This window comes from Xanthobacteraceae bacterium (assembly GCA_019454205.1).
GTDB lineage: Bacteria > Pseudomonadota > Alphaproteobacteria > Rhizobiales > Xanthobacteraceae.
In genome coordinates, this window is record CP075369.1 from 2,760,220 (window position 1) to 2,784,640 (window position 24,421).

General features: G+C 63.4%; 25 protein-coding genes. 15 read left to right on the top strand and 10 right to left on the bottom strand.

What is annotated here, in order from left to right:
• Nucleotides 1–56 precede the first annotated feature (56 nt).
• The 12 genes from KF794_13950 to KF794_14005 all read left to right on the top strand — a co-directional run bounded on the left by KF794_13950 (nt 57) and on the right by KF794_14005 (nt 10,778).
• Nucleotides 57–677 carry a GNAT family N-acetyltransferase gene (locus KF794_13950; GenBank protein QYK44841.1) on the top strand — a complete coding sequence of 207 codons (621 nt, stop codon included), beginning with the start codon at nt 57–59 and terminating at the stop codon, nt 675–677.
• A gap of 60 nt (nt 678–737) precedes the next feature.
• Complete coding sequence (gene obgE, locus KF794_13955) at nt 738–1,775, top strand: GTPase ObgE (GenBank protein ID QYK44842.1); 1,038 nt, start codon at nt 738–740, stop codon at nt 1,773–1,775.
• A gap of 2 nt (nt 1,776–1,777) precedes the next feature.
• Nucleotides 1,778–2,908: a glutamate 5-kinase gene (locus KF794_13960; GenBank protein QYK46715.1), complete on the top strand. Its 1,131-nt coding sequence runs from the start codon at nt 1,778–1,780 to the stop codon at nt 2,906–2,908.
• A gap of 1 nt (nt 2,909) precedes the next feature.
• Entirely contained in the window at nt 2,910–4,187 is a 1,278-nt protein-coding gene (locus tag KF794_13965) for a glutamate-5-semialdehyde dehydrogenase (GenBank protein QYK44843.1), read from the top strand.
• A gap of 29 nt (nt 4,188–4,216) precedes the next feature.
• The gene (locus tag KF794_13970) at nt 4,217–4,789 is read left to right on the top strand and encodes a nicotinate-nucleotide adenylyltransferase (protein QYK46716.1); all 573 of its coding nucleotides are present in this window, start codon (nt 4,217–4,219) and stop codon (nt 4,787–4,789) included.
• A 64-nt stretch (nt 4,790–4,853) separates the two neighbouring features.
• On the top strand, nt 4,854–5,276 hold the full coding sequence (rsfS, locus tag KF794_13975) for a ribosome silencing factor (GenBank protein ID QYK44844.1): 423 nt from the start codon (nt 4,854–4,856) through the stop codon (nt 5,274–5,276).
• A gap of 12 nt (nt 5,277–5,288) precedes the next feature.
• Nucleotides 5,289–5,774, top strand: coding sequence for a 23S rRNA (pseudouridine(1915)-N(3))-methyltransferase RlmH (gene rlmH / locus KF794_13980; GenBank protein ID QYK44845.1), 486 nt, complete (start codon nt 5,289–5,291; stop codon nt 5,772–5,774).
• Complete coding sequence (locus tag KF794_13985; GenBank protein ID QYK44846.1) at nt 5,774–7,069, top strand: peptidoglycan DD-metalloendopeptidase family protein; 1,296 nt, start codon at nt 5,774–5,776, stop codon at nt 7,067–7,069. The genes rlmH and KF794_13985 overlap by 1 nt, the downstream gene beginning before the upstream one ends.
• The gene (locus KF794_13990; GenBank protein QYK44847.1) at nt 7,066–8,385 is read left to right on the top strand and encodes a S41 family peptidase; all 1,320 of its coding nucleotides are present in this window, start codon (nt 7,066–7,068) and stop codon (nt 8,383–8,385) included. The genes KF794_13985 and KF794_13990 overlap by 4 nt, the downstream gene beginning before the upstream one ends.
• Nucleotides 8,386–8,489: 104 nt before the next feature.
• Nucleotides 8,490–9,710 carry a divergent polysaccharide deacetylase family protein gene (locus KF794_13995; GenBank protein QYK44848.1) on the top strand — a complete coding sequence of 407 codons (1,221 nt, stop codon included), beginning with the start codon at nt 8,490–8,492 and terminating at the stop codon, nt 9,708–9,710.
• Nucleotides 9,711–9,741: 31 nt separating this feature from the next.
• Entirely contained in the window at nt 9,742–10,266 is a 525-nt protein-coding gene (locus KF794_14000) for an RNA pyrophosphohydrolase (protein ID QYK44849.1), read from the top strand.
• Nucleotides 10,263–10,778, top strand: a complete 516-nt coding sequence (locus tag KF794_14005) for a GNAT family N-acetyltransferase (GenBank protein ID QYK44850.1) — start codon at nt 10,263–10,265, stop codon at nt 10,776–10,778. Before KF794_14000 ends, KF794_14005 begins: the two co-directional genes overlap by 4 nt.
• Before the next feature lie 60 nt (nt 10,779–10,838).
• On the opposite strand, the gene KF794_14010 is transcribed toward KF794_14005, so the two are convergent.
• Genes KF794_14010 through KF794_14035 form a run of 6 tightly spaced genes read right to left on the bottom strand, consistent with a single transcriptional unit; the run spans nt 10,839 to nt 15,975 of the window.
• Nucleotides 10,839–11,255, bottom strand: coding sequence for a F0F1 ATP synthase subunit epsilon (locus KF794_14010; protein ID QYK44851.1), 417 nt, complete (start codon nt 11,253–11,255; stop codon nt 10,839–10,841).
• 13 nt (nt 11,256–11,268) lie between these two features.
• Nucleotides 11,269–11,511 carry a hypothetical protein gene (locus tag KF794_14015; GenBank protein QYK44852.1) on the bottom strand — a complete coding sequence of 81 codons (243 nt, stop codon included), beginning with the start codon at nt 11,509–11,511 and terminating at the stop codon, nt 11,269–11,271.
• 21 nt (nt 11,512–11,532) lie between these two features.
• Nucleotides 11,533–12,957 carry a F0F1 ATP synthase subunit beta gene (atpD, locus tag KF794_14020; protein ID QYK44853.1) on the bottom strand — a complete coding sequence of 475 codons (1,425 nt, stop codon included), beginning with the start codon at nt 12,955–12,957 and terminating at the stop codon, nt 11,533–11,535.
• A 22-nt stretch (nt 12,958–12,979) separates the two neighbouring features.
• Nucleotides 12,980–13,864: a F0F1 ATP synthase subunit gamma gene (locus KF794_14025; GenBank protein QYK44854.1), complete on the bottom strand. Its 885-nt coding sequence runs from the start codon at nt 13,862–13,864 to the stop codon at nt 12,980–12,982.
• A 15-nt stretch (nt 13,865–13,879) separates the two neighbouring features.
• Entirely contained in the window at nt 13,880–15,412 is a 1,533-nt protein-coding gene (atpA, locus tag KF794_14030; GenBank protein ID QYK44855.1) for a F0F1 ATP synthase subunit alpha, read from the bottom strand.
• Complete coding sequence (locus KF794_14035) at nt 15,412–15,975, bottom strand: F0F1 ATP synthase subunit delta (GenBank protein QYK44856.1); 564 nt, start codon at nt 15,973–15,975, stop codon at nt 15,412–15,414. Before KF794_14035 ends, atpA begins: the two co-directional genes overlap by 1 nt.
• A gap of 284 nt (nt 15,976–16,259) precedes the next feature.
• Between KF794_14035 and KF794_14040 the strand changes: the two genes are divergently transcribed.
• Both KF794_14040 and KF794_14045 read left to right on the top strand, forming a co-directional pair.
• Nucleotides 16,260–17,555, top strand: a complete 1,296-nt coding sequence (locus KF794_14040) for a sodium-independent anion transporter (GenBank protein QYK44857.1) — start codon at nt 16,260–16,262, stop codon at nt 17,553–17,555.
• A 33-nt stretch (nt 17,556–17,588) separates the two neighbouring features.
• Nucleotides 17,589–18,083 (top strand): hypothetical protein, encoded by a 495-nt coding sequence (locus KF794_14045; protein QYK44858.1) that lies wholly within the window; start codon nt 17,589–17,591, stop codon nt 18,081–18,083.
• Here the strand turns inward: KF794_14045 and KF794_14050 are convergent.
• Entirely contained in the window at nt 18,080–20,254 is a 2,175-nt protein-coding gene (locus KF794_14050) for a primosomal protein N' (protein QYK44859.1), read from the bottom strand. The genes KF794_14045 and KF794_14050 overlap by 4 nt on opposite strands.
• A 63-nt stretch (nt 20,255–20,317) precedes the next feature.
• On the opposite strand from KF794_14050, the gene KF794_14055 reads away from it, so the two are divergent.
• Complete coding sequence (locus KF794_14055; protein QYK44860.1) at nt 20,318–21,316, top strand: tyrosine recombinase XerC; 999 nt, start codon at nt 20,318–20,320, stop codon at nt 21,314–21,316.
• A 110-nt stretch (nt 21,317–21,426) separates the two neighbouring features.
• On the opposite strand, the gene KF794_14060 is transcribed toward KF794_14055, so the two are convergent.
• The 3 genes from KF794_14060 to odhB form a co-directional block, all read right to left on the bottom strand.
• The gene (locus tag KF794_14060) at nt 21,427–22,815 is read right to left on the bottom strand and encodes a dihydrolipoyl dehydrogenase (protein QYK46717.1); all 1,389 of its coding nucleotides are present in this window, start codon (nt 22,813–22,815) and stop codon (nt 21,427–21,429) included.
• A complete protein-coding gene (locus KF794_14065; protein ID QYK46718.1) occupies nt 22,812–23,087 on the bottom strand; it encodes a nucleotidyltransferase domain-containing protein in 276 nt (91 codons plus the stop codon). The genes KF794_14060 and KF794_14065 overlap by 4 nt, the downstream gene beginning before the upstream one ends.
• A gap of 64 nt (nt 23,088–23,151) precedes the next feature.
• A complete protein-coding gene (odhB, locus tag KF794_14070; protein ID QYK44861.1) occupies nt 23,152–24,405 on the bottom strand; it encodes a 2-oxoglutarate dehydrogenase complex dihydrolipoyllysine-residue succinyltransferase in 1,254 nt (417 codons plus the stop codon).
• Nucleotides 24,406–24,421: the final 16 nt, after the last annotated feature.

Below are 24,421 nucleotides of genomic sequence, written 5' to 3' on the forward strand. Positions count from 1 at the left end.
ATTTCAGGGGAGACGGGTGTCTCCCCTGAATTGTTTTTGAAGACCGGAGATCCGTCATGACGTTGCAGATGGAAGCGAGCATCCCCCGCGAGAACAGAGGCGGCCTCATCATCGAGACCGCCCGCCTCGTATTGCGCGCGCCGTGCAAACGCGATCTCGACGGCATCGTGGAGCTTGCGAACAATCCGCGCGTCGCGGAGATGACCGCGACGATTCCGCATCCATACACTCGCGAGGACGCCGAAAGCTGGCTGGAAAAGGTCAACAGCGGCCGCGGCCACTCGATGGTGGTGTTCGCGAAGGAAGAAACGCGCGTGCTGGCCGGCGTCGCGGGCTTCGGCCATCGCGGCGAGGAGCACATTCCGGAGATCGGCTACTGGATCGGCGAGCCGTTCTGGGGCCGCGGCTATGCGACCGAAGCCTCGCGCGCGCTGATCGACCATGCCTTCTCGGAAACCGACATCGACGCGCTGAACGCGGCTTGCCGGATTCAGAACGCGGCCTCGCGCCGCGTGATCGAGAAGTGCGGCTTCCAGTGGACCGGCACCGGCTTGAATCAGGTGAAGGCGCTGAACGCTTCCGTGCCGGTGGACCGCTTCGTGCTGGAGCGGCGGACATGGGAGAGCCTGCGCGCATGGGGCGCTTCCGCTTTGCCTACGTTTACCAAGGCGGGATAGAGAACTGATACCGCATCCCGTGTGCGCTACATGGGACGCGGTTTTACAGCGTGATGAGCGATGAAATTTCTCGACGAAGCCAAGGTTTATGTCCGGTCCGGCAATGGCGGGGCGGGGTCGGTCTCGTTCCGCCGCGAGAAATTCATCGAGTTCGGCGGACCCGACGGCGGTGACGGCGGCCGCGGCGGCGATGTCGTCATCGAATGCGTGAGCGGCCTGAACACGCTGATCGACTACCGCTACCAGCAGCACTTCAAGGCCGGCACCGGCATCCACGGCATGGGCAAGAATCGCGCGGGCGGCCGCGGGAAAGATGCCGTGCTGAAAGTACCGAAAGGCACGGAAATTCTGGAAGAGGACGGCGAGACCGTCCTCGCTGACATGACCGAGATCGGCCAGCGCATCGTATTGCTGGAAGGCGGCAACGGCGGTTTCGGCAACGCGCATTTCAAGTCGTCCACCAATCGCGCGCCGCGCCATGCCAATCCCGGACAGGAGGGACAGGAGCGCACCATCCGTCTTCGCCTGAAACTGATCGCCGACGCAGGCCTCGTCGGCTTGCCGAACGCGGGCAAGTCCACGTTTCTCGCGAGCGTCACCGCCGCGAAGCCGAAAGTCGCGGACTATCCCTTCACGACGCTGCACCCGCAGCTCGGCATCGTGCGCGCGGACAACCGCGAGCTGGTGCTGGCCGACATTCCCGGCCTGATCGAGGGCGCGCATGAAGGCGCGGGCCTTGGCGACCGCTTCCTCGGCCACATCGAACGCTGCGCAGCGCTGCTGCATCTCGTCGATGCAACGCAGGAGGATGTCGCGGAAGCCTATCGCACCGTGCGCCACGAACTCGAAGCCTATGGTGGCGGCCTCGTGGACAAGCCGGAAATCGTCGCGCTCTCGAAAATCGACGCGCTAACGCCGAAGAAAATCGAATCGCAGATGAAGAAGCTGCAGAAGGTGACGAAGAAAAAACCGCTCGCCCTCTCCGCCCAATCGAAGAAGGGCGTGCCGGAAGCGCTGCGCGCACTGTTCAAGCTCGCCGCGAAACGTAAGCAGGCGGAAGAAGAAGTAACCGAAAAGAGAACCGCATGGCGTCCGTAAGCATGGCTTCTGTCACGCCCGATCTCGCGGGATTTCGCTGCATCGTGGTCAAGGTCGGTTCGTCGCTGCTAGTCGATTCCGCGCGCGGTGAACTGAAAAGCGAATGGCTGAACGCGCTCGCGGAAGATCTCGCCGAGCGCGCGAAAGGCGGCGCGCAGATTGTCGTGGTTTCCTCCGGCGCGATCGCGCTCGGCCGCACCGTGCTGAAGCTGCCCAAAGGCGCGCTGAAACTGGAAGAGAGCCAGGCGTCCGCCGCGGTCGGCCAGATCGCGCTGGCGCGCGCATGGGCGGAAGCGCTCGGCAAGGTCGGCCTCATTGCGGGGCAAGTGCTGCTCACGCTGAAAGACACCGAGGAGCGCCGCAACTACCTCAACGCGCGCGCGACCATCGGCAAGCTCCTCGAAATCGGCGCGGTGCCGGTGATCAACGAGAACGACACCGTCGCGACCAGCGAAATCCGCTACGGCGACAACGACCGCCTTGCCGCGCGCGTGGCGTCCATGATCGGCGCGGACCTGCTGGTCCTGCTCTCGGACATCGACGGCTTCTACAGCGCGCCGCCCGGCGCGAACAAGGATGCGAAACTCATCCCCGTCATTCCGCGCATCACCGCCGAGATCGAAGGCATGGCCGGCGCGGCCGGCTCCGAGCTTTCGCGCGGTGGTATGGTGACGAAAGTGGAAGCCGCGAAGATCGCGACCCTCGCGGGCGCGCACATGATCATCGCATCGGGCCGGAAGCTGCATCCCATTCGCGCCATCGCGGCGAGAGAAGCCTGCACGTGGTTCCTTACCCCCGCTAATCCGGTGACGGCGCGCAAGAAATGGATCGTCGGCAATCTGGAACCGAGAGGCATCATTCATGTCGATGCCGGCGCGGTCGCCGCACTCCGCAAGGGAAAGAGCCTGCTGCCCGCGGGCGTGGTAAAAGTTTCCGGCGAGTTCGCGCGCGGTGACGCCGTGCTGGTGCGCGGTCCTGACGGCGAGGAAATCGCGCGCGGGCTGATCGCCTACGACTCGGAAGACGCGGCGAAGATCGTGAAGAAGTCCACGAACGAGATCGTGCTTATTCTCGGCTACGAAGGCCGCGCCGCCATGATCCATCGCGACGATCTCGCGATGGCGGGAGAGTGAGATGAACGTCCGCGAAACCGGCGACGTGACGGTGCTGATGCGCGACATCGGCGTTCGTGCGCGCAAGGCCGCGCGCGTGCTCGGCCTTGCCGAATCCGCGCGCAAGACCGATGCGCTGGAAGCCGCGGCGAAGGCCATCCGCGCGAACAAGGATAAAATCCTCGCGGCCAATGCCAAGGACATCGAGGCCGCGAAAAGCCAGAACATCTCCGCGGCATTCCTCGACCGCCTCACGCTGACCGGAAAATCCGTCGATGCGATTGCCGCGGGCGTCGAGCAGGTCGCGCTGCTGCCCGATCCTGTCGGCGAAGTCATCGCCGACTGGCAGCAGCCGAACGGCTTGATCTTCCAGCGCGTGCGCACGCCGCTCGGCGTCGTCGCCGTGATCTACGAAAGCCGCCCGAACGTCACGGCGGACGCCGGTTCGCTTTGCCTGAAAGCGGGCAACGCGGTGATTCTGCGCGGCGGCTCCGACAGCTTCCATTCCAGCCGCGCGATCCATGAATGTCTCGTCGCGGGCCTGAAGGAAGCGGGCCTGCCCGAAGACGCAATCCAGCTTGTGCCGACCACCGACCGCGCCGCCGTCGGCGAAATCCTCTCCGGCCTCGACGGCAACATCGACGTCGTGGTGCCGCGCGGCGGCAAAAGCCTGGTCGCGCGCGTGCAGAAGGAAGCGCGCGTACCCGTGTTCGCGCACCTCGAAGGCGTATGCCACGTTTACGTGCACGCGCCCGCCGATCTCGAAATGGCGAAAGGCATCGTCTTCAACGCTAAGATGCGCCGCACCGGCGTCTGCGGTTCCGCCGAAACGTTGCTGGTCGATAAAAAGGCCGCGGCCACGCACCTGAAGCCGCTGGTCGAAATGCTGCTCGGGGCCGGCTGCGAAGTGCGCGGCGACGAAGCGACCCGCGCCGCCGATCCGCGCGTGAAGGCGGCGAGCGAGGAAGACTGGCCGAAGGAATATCTCGACGCGATCATCGCGGTGAAGGTCGTCGACGGCTTGCAGGCCGCGATGGATCACATCGCGAAATACGGCTCGCAGCACACCGACGCCATCGTGACCGACGATCCTTCGGAAGCGGAAGTTTTTCTCCGCGAAGTCGATTCCGCCATCGTGCTGCATAACGCCTCCACGCAGTTCGCGGATGGCGGCGAGTTCGGCTTCGGCGCGGAAATCGGCATCGCCACCGGGCGCATGCACGCGCGCGGCCCGGTCGGCGTCGAGCAACTCACCTCGTTCAAGTATCGCGTCCACGGCAACGGCCAGACCCGCCCTTGAATTTCCGCGCGCCCATCGCTTCGCCCGGAATGCGGATCGGCCTGCTCGGCGGCAGTTTCAATCCCGCGCATGAAGCGCACCGCGCGCTCAGTTTACTCGCATGGAAACGCCTTGGCCTCGACCGCGTGTGGTGGCTGGTCTCGCCCGGCAATCCGCTGAAGGAGAACGCCGCGTTGCCGCCGGTCGAGCAGCGCATCGAACAGGCGCGCGCGGTCGCGGCTTCTCCCTATATCGATGTATGCGCACCGGAAGTCGCCTACCGGACTCGCTACACCTTCGACACCTTGAAACGTCTCGCCGCGGAACATCCGCGCGTGCGCTTCGTCTGGCTGATGGGCGCGGACAACCTCGCGCAGTTCCACCGCTGGAAGCGCTGGCAGGAAATTGCGCGCATGATGCCCTTCGCCGTGATCGAGCGGCCCGGCGACGAGGACGCACCGCTTTCCTCGAAAGCCTCACATGCGCTCGCCCGCTACCGCATGGACGAAAGCGATGCGGCTCTCTTGATGTCCATGCAGCCGCCTGCGTGGATTTATCTGCACGGCTTGAAATCGCCGCTCTCTTCCACCAGCTTACGCATGAAGGGAACACGGCAGGGTTAGTAATTGAACGGTAACAGGAGAGGCGTATGCTTTCCCTCAGTACCGATTCGCTACCCGAGGCCTGATGGAAGGAATCGATAGCCTGGCAACCAAGGTACGCAGCGTAACGGCACGAAAGGCCGCGAAGCCCAAAGTTGTGGCGCGCACAGAACAGCCCGCCCTTCTTCCCACTATCCTGCAACAGCTTGAGGACGACAAGGCCGAGGACACGGTTTCGATCGATGTCCGCGGGCGAACGTCCATCGCCGACGATCTGGTCGTCACCACCGGACGCTCGAACCGTCATGTTGCCGCGATTGCCGATCACCTGACCGAAACGCTCGGCAAGCACGGCATAAAAACGCGCGTGCAGGGCCTGCCCGCCGCCGACTGGGTACTGATCGACGCCGGCGACGTGATCGTGCACATCTTCCGCCCCGAAGTGCGCGAGTTCTACAATTTAGAGAAGATGTGGTCGGTGCGCTCCCGCGCCACCGCCAAGGCGTAAAGCGCGCACGCGATGCGGCTGCTGATCGCTGCCGTCGGCCGCCTGAAGGCGGGACCGGAGCGCGAATTGCTTGCGCGCTATGTCGAGCGCACCAACGCAACCGGAAAAGCACTCTCGCTCGCGCCGCTGGAAATCGCCGAGATTCCGGAAAGCCCGGCGCAAACCGCGATGAAGCGAAAATCCGACGAGGCGAAAGCGCTGCTCGCGGCCTTGCCTGCGAAAGCGAAAATCATCGCGCTCGACGAGCGCGGGAAAAGCATTTCCAGCGAGGATTTCGCGAAGAAGCTGGCGCGGCTGCGCGACGACGGCGCGGGTAGCGTCGCCTTCCTGCTCGGCGGCGCCGACGGCCTCGACGATACCGTCCGGAAAAAAGCCGATCTCACCGTCGCTTACGGCGCCGCCACGTTTCCGCACCAGATCGTCCGTATCCTGCTGGCCGAGCAGATTTACCGGGCCGTCACGATTCTTTCGGGACACCCCTATCACCGCGGCGACTGATGCTTCCCGGCAATGCGGCAAGGAAAGTAGTAGCGCTTACGATCTCCGTTCTCGCCGCCGCGCTCGCCGGCGGCGCGATTTCGCTTGCGCAGCAGACCCCGCAGTCCGCGAAGGAAATCGAGAAGCTCGAACGCGAGCGCGAACTCGAAATCCTCAAAGACGACCTCAAGCGCGCGGAAGCCATCAACGCGAAACTGAAAACCGAGGCGGAAGCGCTGCGCGGCGACCGCGTCCGGCTTTCGCAGGCATTGACGAATACCGTCGCGCGCATTCGTGAAATCGAAACGCGCCTTGCAGCCATCGAACGAGAGCTGGCACCGCTCCTGAAACGCGAAGCGCAGCTATCCGCCTCCCTGCAAACGCAAAGCACGGCGCTGGAGGCGGCGCTCGGCGCGTTGCTGCGCATGAACCGCCAGCAATCGGTCGCGCTTCTTTTGCATCCGGGCGATGCAGTCGCGTCTGCGCGCGCAGCGTTGCTGCTTGGCGAAGCCGCACCCGTTCTCCGCGAACAGGCGAGCGAACTAACCGCGCAGCTTGCCGAACTTTCCGCTACCCGAACGAAGATAGACGCCGAGCGCAGCACACTCACCGCATCCCGCGCCGAACTCGATCTGGAGCGTCGCCGCCTCGCCGCGCTGGTCGCCGAACGCCAGCGCGCGATCAACGCGAACGACGCCAAGCTCCGCGAACAGAAAAATCGCGCGCTCGCCCTGAGCCAGCAGGCCGGCAACGTGCAGGATCTGGTTGCGCGCATGGAGCGCGAAATCGAAGCCTCCACCAAGGCAGCCAGCGCGAACCGGGAGACGGCCATCGACCCCACGCTCGCCGACCCCACCCGGCAGGACCCGGCGATCCCCTTCGCAAAAACGCGGGGCAAATTATCGTTACCGGTCCGGGGCAGAATTTTACGAGAAAATCCTTCCGGCACCGATCCGAAGCCGCAATCGGCCGGTATTTCCATCGAAACCAGCGCCGGAAGCGACGTAATTGCCCCCGCCGACGGCCGGGTCGTGTTTGCCGGACCTTTCCGTGGCTACGGCAATCTCTTGATCCTCAACGTAGGCGGCGGGTATCATGTCTTATTGGCGGGGGTGGGAAATTTCACTGTGGAACTTGGGCAATTCGTCCGCTCGGGCGAACCCGTGGCAGTGATGGGACCAGGACCTGAAGCAGCCTCCCGCAAGGAGGCCAAGACCCCAAAATCGATTCTCTATGTCGAATTTCGCAAGGACGGCGAATCGATTGATTCCGGCCCGTGGTGGCTGGCAACCGACAACCAGAAGGCTCGCGGATGATGCGTAAACTTTCGTTGTTTCTGATTGGCGCCGTAACCGGCGCCTTGCTTGCAGCCGTGGCCGCCCAGCCGCAGCTGTTCTCGGGCGCGCGCGCCGCGACGTCCGACACATACCGCCAGCTCAATCTGTTCGGCGATATTTTCGAGCATGTCCGCGCGCAGTACGTCGAGAAGGTCGACGACGCCAAGCTGATCGAGGCGGCCATCAACGGCATGCTCTCGTCGCTCGACCCGCACTCCGCCTTCCTCGACATCAAGAATTTCCGCGATATGCAGACGCAGACCCGCGGCGAGTTCGGCGGCCTCGGCATCGAGGTCACGATGGAAGACGGCCTCGTGAAGGTGGTCTCCCCCATCGACAACACGCCCGCCGCGCGCGGCGGCGTGCAGCCGAACGACCTGATCACGCATCTCGACGGCGAACCAGTGAAGGGCCTTTCGCTCGAACAGGCGGTCGAGAAGATGCGCGGGCCGGTGAATACTCCGATCACCATCCGCATCCAGCGCAAGGGTGTCGAGAAGCCCGTCGAAATCAAGCTGGTGCGCGAAGTCATCTCGATCCGCAACGTACGCTTCAAGATCGAGGATGACGTCGGCTACATCCGCCTCGTCAGCTTCCAGGGCGAACGCACCATCACGCAGCTTCTCGAAGCGGTGAAGGAGATCAAGGAAAAGATCCCGAACGACAAGCTCAAGGGCTACATCCTCGATCTGCGCAACAACGGCGGCGGCCTGCTCGACCAGGCAATCGCGGTTTCGGACGCCTTCCTAGAACGCGGCGAGATCGTCTCGACCCGCGGCCGCACCGACGGCGCGCAGCGTCACAACGCGCGTCCCGGCGACGTGATCAACGGCAAGCCGCTGATCGTGCTGACCAACGGCGGCTCGGCTTCGGCTTCCGAAATCGTGGCCGGCGCGTTGCAGGACCACAAGCGCGCGACGTTGCTCGGCTCGCGCACCTTCGGCAAAGGCTCGGTGCAGACCGTGATCCCGATCGGCAACTTCGGTGCGCTGAAGCTGACCACGGCCCGCTACTACACGCCCTCCGGCAAATCGATTCAGGCGAAAGGCATTACGCCCGACATCGAGCTGGTGCAGGACCTGCCGGATGAGCTGAAAGGCAAGTTCGAGCCGAAGGGCGAGGCTTCGCTCAAGGGCCACCTGAAGACCCAGGAAGGCGAGGAACAGGCGGGTTCTCCGGCCTACATCCCGCCGGATCCGAAGGACGACAAGCAGCTGAACCTCGCGCTCGATCTCCTGCGCGGTATTCAGAAGCATTCGGCCTTCCCGCCGAACCCGAAGGCGGTCCCGAACTAAGCCTTCGCAAACGAAGATAAAATCGAAAGCCCCGCCGCATCCCGGCGGGGCTTTTGCTTTGGCGTGATAAACTGCCGCTTGATTCGGAAACGAAGGAGATCGCTGTGGCGGACGATCTCGAAAAGCCCCTGAAAGCGAAGACCCCGGAGGCCCCGCGCTTCCGGTTTCCCGTGCGTCCGCTGACGCTGATCGCGGGCGGGCTGACGCTTGCCTTCGCGGGCGCGATGATCTGGATTCTCCTGCACGACGACCCGCTCGGCGGCGAGCCGCGCGCCATCGTGAAGATCGAGAATACCGCGCCGCCTGCGGATCAACCCCAGCAACCGCCGCAGCAAAAGACAAAAGACCAGCAGCCGGTCAAACCGCCCTCCGCGAACGACCGCACCGTCACCATCATCGACGGCAAGACCGGCCAGAAGCGCGAAGTGCTGGTCAACGACCCGCCGCAACAGCAACAGCAGCCGCAGGACAATCCGAATGCGCCGCAGTTGCAGACCGTACCCGACAACAGCAATTTGCCGGGCGCCGATCCCCGCCTGATCGAACCGGGCAAGCACGGCTCGATCCCGAAGACCGGTACCGACGGCAGCCGCCCGCTGGATGTCTATGCCAGCCCGCTTCCCGTCCCGGCCGGCAGCGCCGACTCCCTGATCGCAATCGTCATTACCGGCCTCGGCGTCAGCGACAGCGCGACCAATGACGCGATCTTGAAACTGCCGCCCGGCGTCACCCTCGCCTTCATTCCCTACAGCAGCGAATTGCAGCGCTGGATCGGACGTGCGCGCAGCACCGGCCACGAGGTGTTGCTCCAGATTCCGATGGAGCCGTTCGACTACCCCGACAACGACCCCGGTCCGCAAACCCTGATCACCAGTGCACCGAAAGACCAGAACATCGACCGCCTGCATTTCTTCCTGAGCCGCGCGCAGGGCTATGTCGGCGTGATGAACTTCATGGGCGCACGCTTCACCGCCAGCGCCGACGCGCTCGCCCCGGTCATCGCCGATACCAACAAGCGCGGGCTGCTATATCTCGACGACGGTTCCTCGCCACGTTCCACGGTGCGCACGGTTCCCGGCAATCCGAAGAACCTGTTGCTGCGCGCGGATGCCGTGCTGGACATGAAAACCGATTGGTCGGAGATCGACGCGGCGCTTGCGCGCCTCGAAACCATGGCCAACGAAAAAGGCGTCGCCATCGCCACGGCGGCCGCCTTGCCGGTCACGCTGGAACGGATCGCGCGGTGGGCAAAGACACTTGAAGCCCGTGGTATCCGGCTGGTTCCGGTCAGCGCCGCCTTCCTCCGCCGCGCCAAACAAAGCTGACTGTGACGCGGCCGCGTTGTAGAACGCGCCCATGAAGAACAGCGAAAAGCAAAACTTCGAAGACCTGCCCTATCGTGCCTGCGTCGGCCTCGCGGTCTTCAATCCGGAAGGCCGTGTATTCGTCGGCCGCCGGCTGGGCGGTCCCGAACATGTGGACGCAACCCATTCCTGGCAGATGCCGCAAGGCGGCATCGACGAGAACGAAGACCCGTTCGAGGCAGCCTTGCGTGAACTTTACGAAGAGACGAACATCCGCTCGATCAAGAGACTCGGCGAAATCGACGGCTGGTTGAAATACGACATCCCGCGCGGCATCGCGGGACAGGCGTGGAAGGGCAAATACCGCGGCCAGAAACAGAAATGGTTCGCGTTGCGTTTCACCGGCGACGAGAGCGAGATCGACGTCGCGACACCGGGCGGCGGCGCGCACAAGCCCGAGTTCGTGGAATGGCGCTGGGAGCGCCTCGAGAATACCCCGCAACTGATCGTGCCGTTCAAGCGGCCGGTTTACGATGACGTCGTCAGAGGCTTTATGGGATTCGCAAACGGATCATGACGGAAACAGGCGATCCACGCTGGCGCGCGGCGACGACTGCCGACATTTCCGAAATCGACCGGATCGCGAAGATCATTCATCCCGACCTGCCGGAAGATGCAGAGTCATTCGCGGAAAAATGCCGCCTTTCTCCTTCGACCTGTCTGGTGGTTTGCGACGGCCGCAACGTGCGGGGCTACGCCATCGCCTACCCCTGGCGCGATAACGACGTGCCGAAACTCGACACCCTGTTCGGCAAGCTGCCCGAAGATGCGGACGTGCTGTTCATCCACGACGTCGCGCTCCTGCCCCGCGCGCGCCACCTCGGTCTATTGCAGGAACTGTTGGCCAGACTGAGCATCGCCGCACGCGATCTGGGTTTGCAGCGCATGACCCTCGCCGCCGTCTATGGTTCGGAGGAGGTGTGGTTCCGCTACGGATTCCGCCGCACCATCATGGACGAAAAACTGAAAGCCCAGACCGCCGGTTACGGCTCCGCCGTCTTCATGACCCGCGAACTCGATCCCGCGTGAGGCGGGAACGAAAAAGGCCGCACTGTTGAAGCGCGGCCCGTAAACCTCTTCAGCGAAGTCCTAGTGTCCGGCGGAAGCGCTGCCGCCGAGCTGCGCCTGTACCGCTTTGAGCTGGTAGAGTGTCTCAGCCATCTTGTACTTCGTTTCTTCAGAAGAAGCCGAGGCGATCTTGCCTTCGTAGTCCGCGATAGCGGCAGCGAACGCAGTGGCGTTCACTTCTTCCACGGGCGTCGCATCTTCCGCCAGCACGGTGAGGCCGCGCTCGCTCGCTTCCGCAAAGCCGCCGCGGACATAGAGGCGCTTCACGTCGGCACCCGCCTTCACGGTGAGGATGCCAGGACGCAGCGTCGAGACCACCGGCGCGTGACCGGGCAGCACGGTGAACTCGCCTTCCGTGCCCGGGACGATCACTTCATCCACTTCGCCGGAGAACAGCAGCTTGGCCGGCGAGACGAGTTCGAACTTGAAGGTTGCCATCTTGCGTCAATCCTTAGCGGCGGCGTTCCGCGATATAGCCGCCGCCGAAACCGACGATGGCGCCGATGATCGCCCAGATCACGAGGTGCTGGGTCTGCTCCTGATTCAGGCCGCCGGAATTCGCGGGCGCATCCGTCTTGATTTCGAGGTTGATGCCCGGCACGCGAATGGCGGCGGTCGTGACGGGCCGGGTGACATAGCCGATCAGGAGACCGGCGACGATACCGAGCACCAGACCGATGACTTTAATATTCATCCGTCCCACCGCGCTGAAAGCTTACGCTGCTTCCGCAGCCAGCTTCTTGCCCTTCTCGACCGCCTCTTCGATGGTGCCGACCATGTAGAAGGCCGGTTCCGGCAGGTGGTCGTACTTGCCTTCGCAAAGACCCTTGAAGCCCTTGATGGTGTCGGCGAGGTCGACGAACTTGCCCGGCGAGCCGGTGAAGACTTCGGCGACGTGGAACGGCTGCGAGAGGAAGCGCTCGATCTTGCGCGCGCGCGAGACCGCGAGTTTGTCTTCTTCCGAAAGCTCGTCCATGCCGAGAATGGCGATGATGTCCTGCAACGCCTTGTAGCGCTGGAGAATCTGCTGCACCTGACGCGACACCGCGTAGTGCTCCTCGCCGACGATCAGCGGCGAGAGCATGCGCGAGGTGGAGTCGAGCGGATCGACCGCCGGGTAGATGCCTTTTTCAGCGATCGAGCGCGACAGCACGGTCGTCGCGTCAAGATGCGCGAACGAGGTCGCCGGCGCCGGGTCGGTCAAGTCGTCGGCCGGCACGTAAATCGCCTGCACCGAAGTGATCGAACCCTTCTGCGTGGTGGTGATGCGTTCCTGCAACGCGCCCATGTCGGTGGCGAGCGTCGGCTGGTAGCCGACCGCCGAAGGAATACGGCCGAGCAGCGCCGACACTTCCGAACCCGCCTGCGTGAAGCGGAAGATGTTGTCGACGAAGAACAGCACGTCCTGGCCCTGGTCGCGGAAGTGTTCTGCGACCGTGAGTCCGGAGAGAGCGACGCGCATGCGCGCTCCCGGCGGCTCGTTCATCTGACCGAACACAAGGGCGCACTTCGAGCCTTCGCCGCCGCCCTTCTTGTTCACGCCCGACTCGATGAACTCGTGATAAAGGTCGTTGCCTTCGCGGGTACGCTCGCCCACGCCGGCGAACACAGAATAGCCGCCGTGTGCCTTCGCGACGTTGTTGATCAGTTCCTGAATGAGCACGGTCTTGCCGACGCCCGCGCCGCCGAACAGGCCGATCTTGCCGCCCTTTGCGTAGGGCGCGAGGAGATCGACGACCTTGATGCCGGTGACGAGAATTTCCGCTTCCGTCGACTGGTCGGTGTAGCTCGGCGCAGGCACGTGGATCGGGCGTGTGCCCGAAGCCTTCACCGGACCAGCTTCGTCGATCGGCTCGCCGACCACGTTCATGATGCGGCCGAGCGTGCCGTCGCCGACCGGCACCGCAATCGGCTGGCCGGTGTCGGTGACGTTCTGGCCGCGCACCAGACCTTCGGTCGAGTCCATCGCAATCGTGCGGACGGTCGATTCGCCGAGATGCTGCGCGACTTCGAGGATCAGCGTCTGTTCGCCGTTCTTCGTGGTCAGCGCGTTCAAGATTTCCGGCAGATAACCGTCAAACTGCACGTCGACGACGGCGCCGATGACCTGCGTGATTTTTCCGGTAGTATTCGTTGCCATTGTTCGACCTCGTACCTGAAATTTAGAGCGCTTCCGCGCCGGAGATGATCTCGATCAGTTCCTTCGTGATCATCGCCTGACGGGTGCGGTTGTAAGTGATGGTCTGCTTGCGGATCATGTCGCCGGCGTTGCGGGTCGCGTTGTCCATCGCGGACATGCGCGCGCCCTGCTCCGAGGCTGCGTTTTCCAGCAACGCGCGGAACACCTGCGTCGCGAGATTGCGCGGGAGCAATTCGGCGAGAATCTCGTCTTCTTCCGGCTCGTATTCGTAAACCGGCGTATTGGTGCCCGCGGCTTCGGCCTTGGTTTCGGGAAGCTGCGGCGGAATGATCTGCTGCGCGGTCGGGATCTGCGCGATCACCGACTTGAAGCGCGAATAGAACAGCGTGCAGACGTCGAACTCGCCCGCTTCGTAGCGCGCCACGATCTTCTGCGCGATTTCAGCGGCGTTCTCGTAACCGAGCGTGCGGACCGTGCGCAGGTCGATGACCTCGACGATCTGCTTCGCGAAGGTGCGGCGCAGAATGTCGTAGCCCTTGCGGCCAACGCAGATGATCTTGACGGTCTTGCCGGCAGCCATCAGCGCATTGGCGCGGTCGCGCGCGAGGCGTGCGATCGAAGAGTTGAACGCGCCGCAAAGGCCGCGTTCGGCAGTGCAGACGAGCAGCATGTGCACGTCGTCCTTGCCGGTGCCGCCGAGCAGCGCGGGAGCGCCGGCCTGTCCGGCCACCTTGCCCGCGATGCTCGCAAGGATTTCGTCCATGCGTTCGGCATAGGGGCGCGCGGCTTCCGCGGCCATCTGCGCGCGGCGCAGCTTCGCCGCGGCGACCATTTGCATCGCCTTCGTAATCTTCTGCGTCGCCTTCACCGAGGCGATGCGATTGCGAAGTTCTTTGAGCGAAGCCATTGGCGGGCGTTTTCCTTACGCGAACGACTTGGCGAAAGCGTCGACCGCCGCCTTCAGCGTGGCGGCATCGGCGTCCGACAGATCCTTCGAGTTGCGGATCGAGTCGAGCAAACCGGCATGCTGCGAGCGGATGTTGCCGAGCAGGCCGTCCTCGAATGCCTTCACGCGGTTGAGCGGAAGCTGGTCGAGGTAGCCGTTGGTGCCGGCCCAGATCACGACGACCTGCTCTTCCATCTTCAGCGGCGAGAACTGCGCCTGCTTCAAGAGTTCGGTCAGGCGCGCACCGCGGTTCAGCAAGCGCTGGGTCGCAGCGTCGAGGTCGGAGCCGAACTGCGCGAACGCCGCCATTTCGCGGTACTGTGCCAGCTCGCCCTTGATCTTGCCGGCGACCTTCTTCATCGCCTTGGTCTGCGCCGAAGAACCGACGCGCGACACCGAGAGGCCGACGTTCACCGCCGGGCGGATGCCCTGATAGAACAGGTCGGTTTCGAGGAAGATCTGGCCATCGGTGATCGAAATCACGTTGGTCGGAATGTAGGCCGAGACGTCGTTCGCCTGCGTCTCGATGACCGGCAGCGCGGTCAGCGAGCCTGCGCCCTGCGTGTCGTTCATCTTCGCCGCGCGCTCGAGCAGGCGCGAGTGGAGATAGAACACGTCGCCCGGATAGGCTTCGCGTCCCGGCGGACGGCGGAGCAGCAGCGACATCTGGCGGTACGCGACGGCCTGCTTGGAAAGGTCGTCATAGATGATAACCGCGTGCATGCCGTTGTCGCGGAAGAACTCGCCCATCGCGCAGCCGGAGAACGGCGCGAGGAACTGCATCGGCGCTGCGTCCGAAGCAGTCGCGGCGACGACGATGGAATATTCCAGCGCACCCTGCTCTTCGAGCACCTTCACGAACTGCGCAACCGTCGAGCGCTTCTGGCCGACGGCGACGTAGACGCAATAGAGCTTCTGCGCTTCCGGCGAACCGGCGGCGTTGAGCGGCTTCTGGTTGAGGATGGTGTCGAGCGCGACCGCGGTCTTGCCGGTCTGACGGTCGCCGATGATCAGCTCGCGCTGGCCGCGGCCGATCGGGATCAGCGCGTCGATGGCCTTCAGGCCCGTCGCCATCGGCTCATGCACCGATTTCCGCGGGATGATGCCCGGCGCCTTCACGTCCACGCGGGCGCGCTTGGCGGCCTTGATCGGACCCTTGCCGTCGATGGGATTGCCGAGCGCGTCGACGACGCGGCCGAGCAATTCCTTGCCGACCGGAACGTCCACGATTGCGCGGGTGCGCTTGACGGTCTGGCCTTCCTTGATGTCGCGGTCGGAGCCGAAGATCACGATACCGACGTTGTCGCTCTCGAGGTTGAGCGCCATGCCGCGGATGCCGTTCTCGAACTCGACCATTTCGCCGGCCTGGACGTTATCGAGACCATAGACGCGGGCGATACCGTCACCGACGGAAAGCACCTGTCCTACTTCGGTCACTTCGGCGGCTTCGCCGAAGTTCTTGATCTGCTCTTTCAGGATTGCCGAAATTTCAGCGGCGCGGATGTCCATCAGCGGACCTCTTTCATCGCGTTACGAATGGAGTTGAGTTTGGTTTTCAGAGACGCATCGATCATGCGGGAGCCGATCTTCACTTTGAGGCCGCCGAGGATCGAGGGATCGATTTTGACGTCGAGTTCGACGTTCTTCTGCTTGGTGGACGCGGCAATCGCATCCTTCAGCGTGGCGAGATGCTTGTCGTCGAGCTTCTCGGCGACCGTCACCTCGGCGCGGGTTTCGCCCTTGGCCTGCGAGACCAGCGCGTTGAAGCCGGAAATCATCTGCGAGATCGCGAACAGGCGGCGGTTGGACGCCACCGTCGAGATGAATTTTCCGGCCAGACCCGAAATCTTCGCTTTCGCGAGCACGGCCTCGACCGCCTTGGTCTGCTCTTCCGCGGTAAAGACCGGGCTGCGGACAAGGCGGAGAAGGTCGCCGCTGTCGGCGAGAAGAGCCGAGAAGCGGCCGAGATCGGCCTTCACGGCATCGACGGATTTGGCTTCCTGCGCCAGCTCGAAAAGAGCCGTCGCATAACGACCGGCCATGCCGGAAATGATGGGTTGTTCAGCCGCCATCTGTGTCTGTTCTTGTATGCCCGCTCCAAGCGTCCGGTGCCACCGCAGGCGGCCCCGTAAACTATTGGAATCCAAGTGGGAATTCCGATTTTGCGGAACGCGCCGGAATGCCCCCGAAACCCCTGCAAAATCGGGCGTTTGCTACCATGCGGGCGCGCCGTTACGCAATGTTTTCCCCCGTCCGATTTGCCGCATGGGCGCAGGAAAAATCACCCATTTGGCCGCAGCCGATGCGACTTTCCGGTAGCGCCCCCGGAATGCAACGCTGACGATGGGAACTTGCGATGATTCCATACGATTCCAGCAGCCAAAGCCCGGGAACGGACAAGGACTTCCTGTTCAAACCCGCACTGATTTCCGTGCTCAAGCGGGGCTACGGCCTGACAAGCCTGCGGGCGGACATCATCGCGGGGCTGACGGTCGCCGTGGTCGCCCTGCCGCTCTCGATGGCGCTTGCCATCGCCTCCGGGGTGCCGCCGGAGCGGGGTCTCTACACCGCGATCATTGGGGGGTTCCTGATCTCGCTGCTCGGCGGCAGCCGCTTCCAGATCGGTGGCCCCGCGGGCGCCTTTATCGTCCTCGTCTCGGCGACCGTGGAGCGGCATGGCTATGACGGCCTCGTGCTCGCGACCGCGATGGCGGGCGCGATCATGCTGGCAATCGGCCTGCTGCGGCTCGGCAGCTACATCCGCCACATCCCCTTCACCGTGACGGTCGGCTTCACCGCCGGTATCGCGGTCATCATCTTTGCGAGCCAGTTGCGCGACCTGCTCGGATTGGAACTGACAAAGGAACCCGGACCGCTTGCCGCGAAGCTCGCCGCACTCTGGGGTGCGCTCGGCACCATCAAGCCTGCGGCGGTTGCAGTGGCGCTCGGATGCATCGCTGCGGTGTGGCTGATCCGGAAGGTTCGCCCGAACTGGCCCAGCTTCCTGATCGTAGTGATCGCAAGCGCGGCCATCACCGCGCTGTTTCATCTCGACATCGCCACCATCGGTTCGCGCTTCGGCGCGGTGCCGAACTCGCTGCCTGCGCCGGCCTTGCCGGTTTTCGGCTGGGAGAAGGTGAAAGCCGTATTGCCCGATGCCATCGCGATTGCATTGCTCGGCTCCATCGAATCGCTCCTCTCCGCCGTCGTCGCCGACCGCATGAGCGGACAAAAACACCGCCCGAACGGCGAACTGGTCGCGCAGGGATTTGCCAACATCGCCTCCGTTTGCTTCGGCGGCATTCCCGTAACCGGCACCATCGCGCGCACCGCGACCAACGTACGCGCCGGCGCGCGCAGCCCGGTTTCCGGCATGCTGCACTCCCTCTATCTGCTGCTGTTCATGCTGATCGCAGCACCGCTCGCCGTTTACATCCCGCTTGCGGCGCTTGCCGCCGTGCTCGCGGTGGTCGCGTGGAACATGGCGGAGCGGCACGAATTCTGGTCGCTACTGAAAAACAACTGGGCCGACGCGCTGGTGTTGCTGGTCACCTTCCTGCTCACCGCCTTCGAGGATCTGGTGGTGGCAATCGGCGTCGGTACCGCGCTCGTCTTCTTGCTTCGCGCGATCCAGATGAAGCGCAAAACCTGACGGGACCGGCACGAAACCTGCTAGGTCTCGGCTATGCGAAACCTGTTCCGGATTCTCTCCGTCACGCTTGCGCTGCAAGGCGCTTTCGCCGTCGGCGCACGCGCGCAGGATGAAATCGTCAGCGCGCTGCCGGATTCCCTGCATAAGCCGCTTGCCGCGTTTCTCGCGGCGACCGGCTGGAAGGACGCGGACAAACTCGCCGCCTCAACGCGATACTGGCAACTGACCAAACAGGTTTTTCTCGTTCGCGTCACCGGCAAGACTACCTGTGATGCGAATGAAGACCTCTGCCTCACGATCATCGGCCGCACGCAGAACGGCGGCCTGATTGCGGAAACGGTGTTCTATGCGGGCGCACGGCTGGAGGCGGCGAATAATTCATTTGCACTCGGCGGAAAGGACGGCCCTTCGTTGTTCTTCGTTCGCCTTTACGGAAAGACACAGAACGTCACCGCGATGCCCGCGCCGACCGGATGGATCGTGATTCCGAGCGCGGCACTCGACGATTTCAAGGGTCCGAAGAATTAGAGAAAACTCTGCGGATCGACGTCGATCTGCACGCGCACGCTGCCTTTTGCAGGCGGCGCGCCTTCGAGCCATTCGCGCACGTAATGCGAGAGATCGAAGTCGCGCGGCGAGGTGACCAGCAACCGCCAGCGATGCCGCCCGCGGATCATCGAGAGCGGTGCTTCCGCCGGCCCAAGCAAGCGCACTTCGTCTGATAGCGGTGCACTCGCCGCAAGATGACGCGCGTGCTTTTCGGCGCTTGGCCCATCCTTTGCGGAAACGATGACCGCCGCCATGCGTCCGAACGGAGGCAGCCCCGCTTCCTCGCGGGCGGCAATCTCACTGTCGTAGAAAGCGTCGCGGTCGCCCGCGAGTAAGGCCTTCATCACCGGATGATCGGGCTGATAGGTCTGCAACAAACCGCGCCCGCCGGCTTTCTCGCGCCCCGCCCGGCCGACAACCTGATGCAGAAGCTGGAACGTGCGTTCCGCCGCGCGCGGATCGCCGTAGTTGAGGCCGAGATCGGCATCGATGATGCCGACCAGCGCAAGGCCGGGGAAATGATGCCCCTTCGCGACAAGCTGCGTGCCGATCACGATATCGACGTCGCGGTTCGTCACTGCTTCGAGTTCGGCTCGCAGCCGCTCGACGCCGCCCGCCATGTCGCTGGACAGCACAAGCGTGCGCGCTTCGGGAAACATCGCGCGCACTTCTTCCTCCAGACGTTCGACGCCGGGACCGATGGGCACGAAAGAATCCGGCGCTTCGCATTTCGGGCAATGCTGGGGCGGCGGCATGTCGAACCCGCAGTGATGGCACACCAGCCGTTTGCGATAGCGATGCTCGACCAGCCAGGTGTCGCAATTCACGCAGCGAATGCGAAACCCGCAAGAACGGCAAAGCGTCAGCGGCGCATACCCGCGCCGGTTCAGGAACAGGAGCGACTGCTCGCCGCGCGCAGTCGTATCGCGGATCGCCTGTTCGAGACGCGGCGAAATCCAGCGGCCCTTGCGCGGACCTTCTTTCTTGAGGTCGATCGCTTCGAGTTGCGGCACTTCGGTGCCGCTGTAGCGCTCGGAAAGTTGCAGCCGCTTGTACCGGCCACGACGCGCGTTGTTTTCGGTTTCGATGCTTGGCGTCGCGGAGGTGAGCACGACGGCGGATTGCGCCAGCGACCCGCGCACCACCGCCATGTCGCGCGCGTGGTAATGCACGCCGTCTTCCTGCTTGTAGGCAGGATCGTGCTCCTCATCGACCACGATCAGCGCGAGATCGCGGAACGGCAGAAACAATGCCGAACGCGCGCCCGCGACCACGCTGATTTCGCCTTTCGCAACACCTTCCCATGTTCTCGCGCGCTTGCGCGGCGCGATCTCCGAATGCCATTCCGCCGGACGCACGCCGAAACGCTTTGCGAAGCGATCGAGAAAGCGCGTCGTCAGCGCGATTTCGGGGAGCAGGATTAGCGCCTGCCGCTTTGCCTTGATGACCTCCGCTACCGCCTCGAAATAGACTTCCGTCTTGCCGGAACCGGTGACGCCGTCGAGCAGGCTGACGGAAAACTTTTTCACGCGTACGGCCTCGCGCAATTCCTTCGCCGCAGATGTCTGCGCCGGATTCAGTTCGGGCACCGCGAAGTCTGCATCCGGCGGCAGCGCAATCGGCTCCGGCGGCAACGCGACCGCTTCCAGCGCACCCTGATCGACCAGACCGTAGATCACGCCCGGCGAAACGCCGGCCTCCTCCGCCGCTTCCGATTTCGAACGCAGCAAGCCGTTCTCGAGCAGAGACAGCACGCGCGCGCGCGCTTCCGTCATGCGTTCGGGCTTTATCCCGGTCACGCGCACGCCGATCTTTTCGCGCGCAGCGCCCAGTTCGCTTCGCCTCAGCGCCATGCGCAGCACCATACCGCGGGGTGCCAGCGTGTAATCCGCGATCCAGCCGATGAGCTTGACGAGTTCGAGCGGCAGCGGCGGCAGGTCGGATTTCGCGATGACTTCTTTCAGTTTCGCTTTTGCGGGCCGGTCGAAACTCCCCGGCCACACCACGCCGGTTTCCTCGCGATTGCCCAGCGGCACATGCACGATGTCGCCCGGCTCCAGCGCTTCGCCCGCCATATAGGAATAAGGCCGGTCCACCGCGAGCGGCACGAGCACGTCGATGATTCGTTCGGCCAGTTTCTTTGCGGCCATGATTCTTGCGGGTTTACGGGGTTTAAGCGGAAGTTAAGCGAAGCGGAGCGACAACGAGATTCCATGTCAAGCCGCACGAAACGCATAAATGGGGATGCCCGCGACTTTGCGGAAGCAGCGCTGCTAGCAGTCGCTGCGCAGGATACATCCGCCGCCGCGCAACGCTGGCTCGGTTCGCTGCGCGACGAGCGCCGCATGTCGCCGAAAACCTGCGAAGCCTATGCCCGCGACGTGGCGTTCTTCCTCGCTTTCCTGCGCGAACATTTCGGCGAAGCGCCGAAACTCGCGGCGCTCGCGAAGCTGACACCTGCCGATGTCCGCGCCTTTCTCGCGCATCGCCGCAAGCAGGACGTCCAGCCGCGCACGCTGGTTCGTTCGCTTGCCGCCGCGCGCTCCTTTGCGCGCTTTCTGGAGCGCGAGGGACGTGGCAGCGTCGCGGCGCTGAACGCGGTCCGTGCGCCGAAGATTCAGAAAGGTTTGCCGCGGCCGCTGGATGCGCAATCCGCCCGCGCACTCGCCGACCCCGCAAGCCGCGCACATGAAGAGCGTGAGCCGTGGGTGCTCGCGCGCGACGCGGCGGTGCTTTCGCTTTTATATGGCGCGGGCCTTCGCATCGCCGAAGCGCTTTCGCTGAAGCGCGGCGAGATTCCCGCGCCGGGCACCGCGGACACCATCACGGTCACCGGCAAGGGCAACAAGACGCGCATGGTGCCGCTGCTGCCGCAGATTACGCAGGCGATTGCCGATTACATCGCGATTTGCCCGTTCGACTTTCCGAAAGACGAACCCGTTTTTCGCGGCGAGAAAGGCGGGCCACTCAGCCCGCGCATCGTGCAGCTTGCGATGGAACGCATGCGCGGCGCGCTGGGCCTGCCCGACAGCGCAACGCCGCACGCACTGCGCCATTCCTTTGCCACGCACCTGCTCGCGCGCGGCGGCGATCTCCGGTCGATTCAGGAATTGCTCGGCCACGCTTCACTAGCGACCACGCAGATCTATACGCAAGTCGACAGCACGCATTTGCTGGAAGCGTATCGCGCCGCGCATCCAAGAGCGCGGTAGCAAGCTCATGGTGAGGAGCATCGCGAGGCGATGCGTCTCGAACCTTGAGCGACTTTACTCATCCTTCGAGACGCGAGCCTGCGGCCCGCTTCTCAGGATGAGGTAAAAAATCACATATGAATCGCGCGCTTGTCGACGGCGAGCGCCGCTTCCTTCACCGCTTCCGACAACGTCGGATGCGGATGGCAGGTGCGCGCGATGTCTTCCGCCGAGCCTGAGAACTCCATCGCAATCGTGATCTCGGTGATCATCGTGCCCGCGTCCGGCCCGATGATATGCGCGCCGAGCACTTTATCCGTCTTGTCGTCGGCAAGAATTTTCACGAAGCCATCGGTGGTCTTGTTCACCTTGGCGCGGCCGTTCGCGGTGAACGGAAATTTTCCGACCTTGTAGGCGACCCCCGCCTGCTTCAGTTCTTCCTCGGTTTTGCCGACGGAAGCCACTTCCGGATAGGTATAGATCACGTTCGGGATCGCATCGTAGTTTACGTGACCCGCCTTGCCTGCGATCAGCTCGGCAACTGCGACGCCTTCATCTTCGCCCTTGTGCGCAAGCATCGCGCCGCGCACCACGTCGCCAATCGCGAAGATGCCTTTCACATTCGTCTGGAAGTGATCGTCGATCTTCACGCGGCCGCGCTCGTCCATCTCGACGCCCGATTCTTTCAGGCCGAGGCCTTGCGTGTACGGCACGCGGCCCACGGCAACGAGCACCACATCCGCTTCGATGGATTCGGCCTTGCCGCCCGCCGCCGGTTCGACGCTGGCTTTCAGCGTTTTGCCCTTCGCGTCGATGCCCGTGACCTTCGAGCCGAGCTTGAAGGTCATGCCCTGCTTTTCGAGAATGCGCTGGAACTGGCGCGCGACTTCGCCGTCCATGCCCGGAAGAATGCGGTCGAGGAATTCGACGACCTGCACTTCCGCGCCCAGGCGCCGCCACACCGAACCAAGCTCAAGCCCGATCACGCCCGCACCTACGACGAGCAGTTTTCCCGGCACCTTGTCGAGCGCGAGCGCGCCGGTGGACGACACCACGCGCTTCTCGTCGATCTCGATGCCCTTGAGGCGCGTCACGTCCGAGCCGGTCGCAATCACGATGCTCTTGGCTTCAATAGTCTTGCCATCCACTTCGACCTTGCCGGGCGCGACGATCTTGCCGGTGCCCTTGATGGTGTCGATCTTGTTTTTCTTGAACAGGAAATCGACGCCCTTCACGTTGCCGTCGACGCCTTCCTGCTTGAAGGCCTGCATCTGCTTCACGTCGAGCTTCGGCTTCGGAACGCCGATGCCCATGCCGGCGAAATCGTGTCCCGCTTCCTCGAACAGATGCGAAGCATGCAGCAACGCCTTCGAGGGAATGCAGCCGACGTTCAAGCAAGTGCCGCCGAAAGTCTTGTCCTTCTCGATCACCGCGGTTTTCAAACCGAGCTGCGCGCCACGAATGGCGCAGACATAACCCGCGGGGCCGGAGCCGATGACGACGAGATCGTAGGACATCAGAGTTTTTCCTCTTGCCGGCTGTAAATACGAACGCCCTCTTTCTTCAAGGCAGGCGCGACAATTGTGGTTGAGATATCGGCATCACCGATATCTAGATCAATGGAAACTGGCAATAAGGATGACAGTTCTGCACGCCAACCATCGCAAGCAAAAAACCAGTTTGTATAACGGGAATTTTCAGACGTTTCTGCCATTATGACAGCCACATCCAAATCACTATCCGGCTTGTGATCGCCGCGAGCGCGGCTACCGAAAATCCAAAGCTCTGCTATCGTAGGCTTACTTCGAGCCCAAGCAGCTAACTGCTCATTCCAGTTTTTTGCTCGCTACCTAAGCTCACAAATCCAGAACTAGCCTTGCAGGATCCTCAAGGCCTTCCTTGATGCGGACAAGGCAGGTCACCGCCTCGCGGCCGTCGACGATGCGATGATCATAGCTGAGCGCGAGATACATCATCGGGCACACCACGACCTGACCCTTGATCGCTACCGGACGCTCCTCGATGCGGTGCATGCCGAGGATACCTGACTGCGGCGCATTCAGGATCGGCGTCGAGAGCAGCGAACCGTAGATGCCGCCGTTCGAGATCGTGAACGTGCCGCCCTGCATCTCGTCGATGGAAAGCTGGCCGTCGCGCGCGCGCTTGCCGTATTCCGCGATCTTCTTCTCGATCTCGGCAATCGACATCATGTCCGCATTGCGCACCACCGGAACCACGAGGCCCTTCTCGGTGCCGACCGCAACGCCGATGTGATAATAATTCTTGTAGACGAGATCGGTGCCGTCGATTTCCGCGTTCACCGCGGGCACTTCTTTCAGCGCCTGAATGCAAGCCTTCACGAAGAAGCCCATGAAGCCGAGTTTCACGCCGTGCTTCTTCTCGAAAGCGTCTTTGTATTCCGCGCGCATCTTCATGACCGCGCTCATGTCCACGTCGTTGAACGTGGTGAGCATGGCCGCGGTATTCTGTGCGTCCTTCAGGCGGCGCGCGATGGTCTGGCGCAACCGCGTCATCTTCACGCGTTCCTCGCGCGACGCATCGTCGGCGGAAGAAGGCGCGCGCATCTGCGCCACCGGCTGCGGCGAAGCGGAAGGACCGCGCTCGATGGCGGCGAGCATGTCGCCCTTGGTCACGCGGCCATCGCGGCCAGTGCCGGCAACGCCTGCGGGATCGACGCCGCTTTCCGCGCCGAGGCGGCGCACGGACGGAGCCTGCCCTTCCGCGCCGGCACGCGGCGTAACCGGCACGGGGCCGGCTGCGATCGGCTTCGCAGTTTCGGTTTTCTGGTCGGGACGGCCCGCAGCGGCAGGCGTCGCCTTATCCTTGGCGGCCGGAGCGGTGGCACCGCCAGCGCCTTCCTTAATGGAGCCGAGCACCGCGCCGATGGTGACGGTCTGGCCATCCTTCGCGATGATTTCCTCGAGCACACCGGCGGCAGGCGCAGGCACTTCGACCGTCACCTTGTCGGTTTCGAGTTCGACCAGCGGCTCGTCGGCTTTCACCGCATCGCCCGGTTTCTTGAACCATTTGCCGATGGTAGCTTCGGTAACGCTCTCGCCCAAGGTCGGCACGCGGATTTCGGTCGCCATTTTTTTCTCCAGCGCT

Bases quoted from the DNA above. Each gene is read 5' to 3' on its own strand.
- KF794_13965 (QYK44843.1), top strand. From the start codon at position 2,910: ATGAACGTCCGCGAAACCGGCGACGTGACGGTGCTGATGCGCGACATC.
- KF794_14035 (QYK44856.1), bottom strand. From the start codon at position 15,975: ATGGCGGCTGAACAACCCATCATTTCCGGCATGGCCGGTCGTTATGCG.
- KF794_13970 (QYK46716.1), top strand. From the start codon at position 4,217: ATGCGGATCGGCCTGCTCGGCGGCAGTTTCAATCCCGCGCATGAAGCG.
- KF794_14050 (QYK44859.1), bottom strand. From the start codon at position 20,254: ATGGCCGCAAAGAAACTGGCCGAACGAATCATCGACGTGCTCGTGCCG.
- rlmH (QYK44845.1), top strand. From the start codon at position 5,289: ATGCGGCTGCTGATCGCTGCCGTCGGCCGCCTGAAGGCGGGACCGGAG.
- odhB (QYK44861.1), bottom strand. From the start codon at position 24,405: ATGGCGACCGAAATCCGCGTGCCGACCTTGGGCGAGAGCGTTACCGAA.
- KF794_13950 (QYK44841.1), top strand. From the start codon at position 57: ATGACGTTGCAGATGGAAGCGAGCATCCCCCGCGAGAACAGAGGCGGC.
- KF794_14040 (QYK44857.1), top strand. From the start codon at position 16,260: ATGATTCCATACGATTCCAGCAGCCAAAGCCCGGGAACGGACAAGGAC.
- KF794_13990 (QYK44847.1), top strand. From the start codon at position 7,066: ATGATGCGTAAACTTTCGTTGTTTCTGATTGGCGCCGTAACCGGCGCC.
- KF794_14055 (QYK44860.1), top strand. From the start codon at position 20,318: ATGTCAAGCCGCACGAAACGCATAAATGGGGATGCCCGCGACTTTGCG.
- KF794_14005 (QYK44850.1), top strand. From the start codon at position 10,263: ATGACGGAAACAGGCGATCCACGCTGGCGCGCGGCGACGACTGCCGAC.
- atpA (QYK44855.1), bottom strand. From the start codon at position 15,412: ATGGACATCCGCGCCGCTGAAATTTCGGCAATCCTGAAAGAGCAGATC.
- KF794_13985 (QYK44846.1), top strand. From the start codon at position 5,774: ATGCTTCCCGGCAATGCGGCAAGGAAAGTAGTAGCGCTTACGATCTCC.
- KF794_14025 (QYK44854.1), bottom strand. From the start codon at position 13,864: ATGGCTTCGCTCAAAGAACTTCGCAATCGCATCGCCTCGGTGAAGGCG.
- atpD (QYK44853.1), bottom strand. From the start codon at position 12,957: ATGGCAACGAATACTACCGGAAAAATCACGCAGGTCATCGGCGCCGTC.
- KF794_14000 (QYK44849.1), top strand. From the start codon at position 9,742: ATGAAGAACAGCGAAAAGCAAAACTTCGAAGACCTGCCCTATCGTGCC.
- KF794_13960 (QYK46715.1), top strand. From the start codon at position 1,778: ATGGCTTCTGTCACGCCCGATCTCGCGGGATTTCGCTGCATCGTGGTC.
- KF794_14010 (QYK44851.1), bottom strand. From the start codon at position 11,255: ATGGCAACCTTCAAGTTCGAACTCGTCTCGCCGGCCAAGCTGCTGTTC.
- rsfS (QYK44844.1), top strand. From the start codon at position 4,854: ATGGAAGGAATCGATAGCCTGGCAACCAAGGTACGCAGCGTAACGGCA.
- obgE (QYK44842.1), top strand. From the start codon at position 738: ATGAAATTTCTCGACGAAGCCAAGGTTTATGTCCGGTCCGGCAATGGC.
- KF794_14015 (QYK44852.1), bottom strand. From the start codon at position 11,511: ATGAATATTAAAGTCATCGGTCTGGTGCTCGGTATCGTCGCCGGTCTC.
- KF794_14045 (QYK44858.1), top strand. From the start codon at position 17,589: ATGCGAAACCTGTTCCGGATTCTCTCCGTCACGCTTGCGCTGCAAGGC.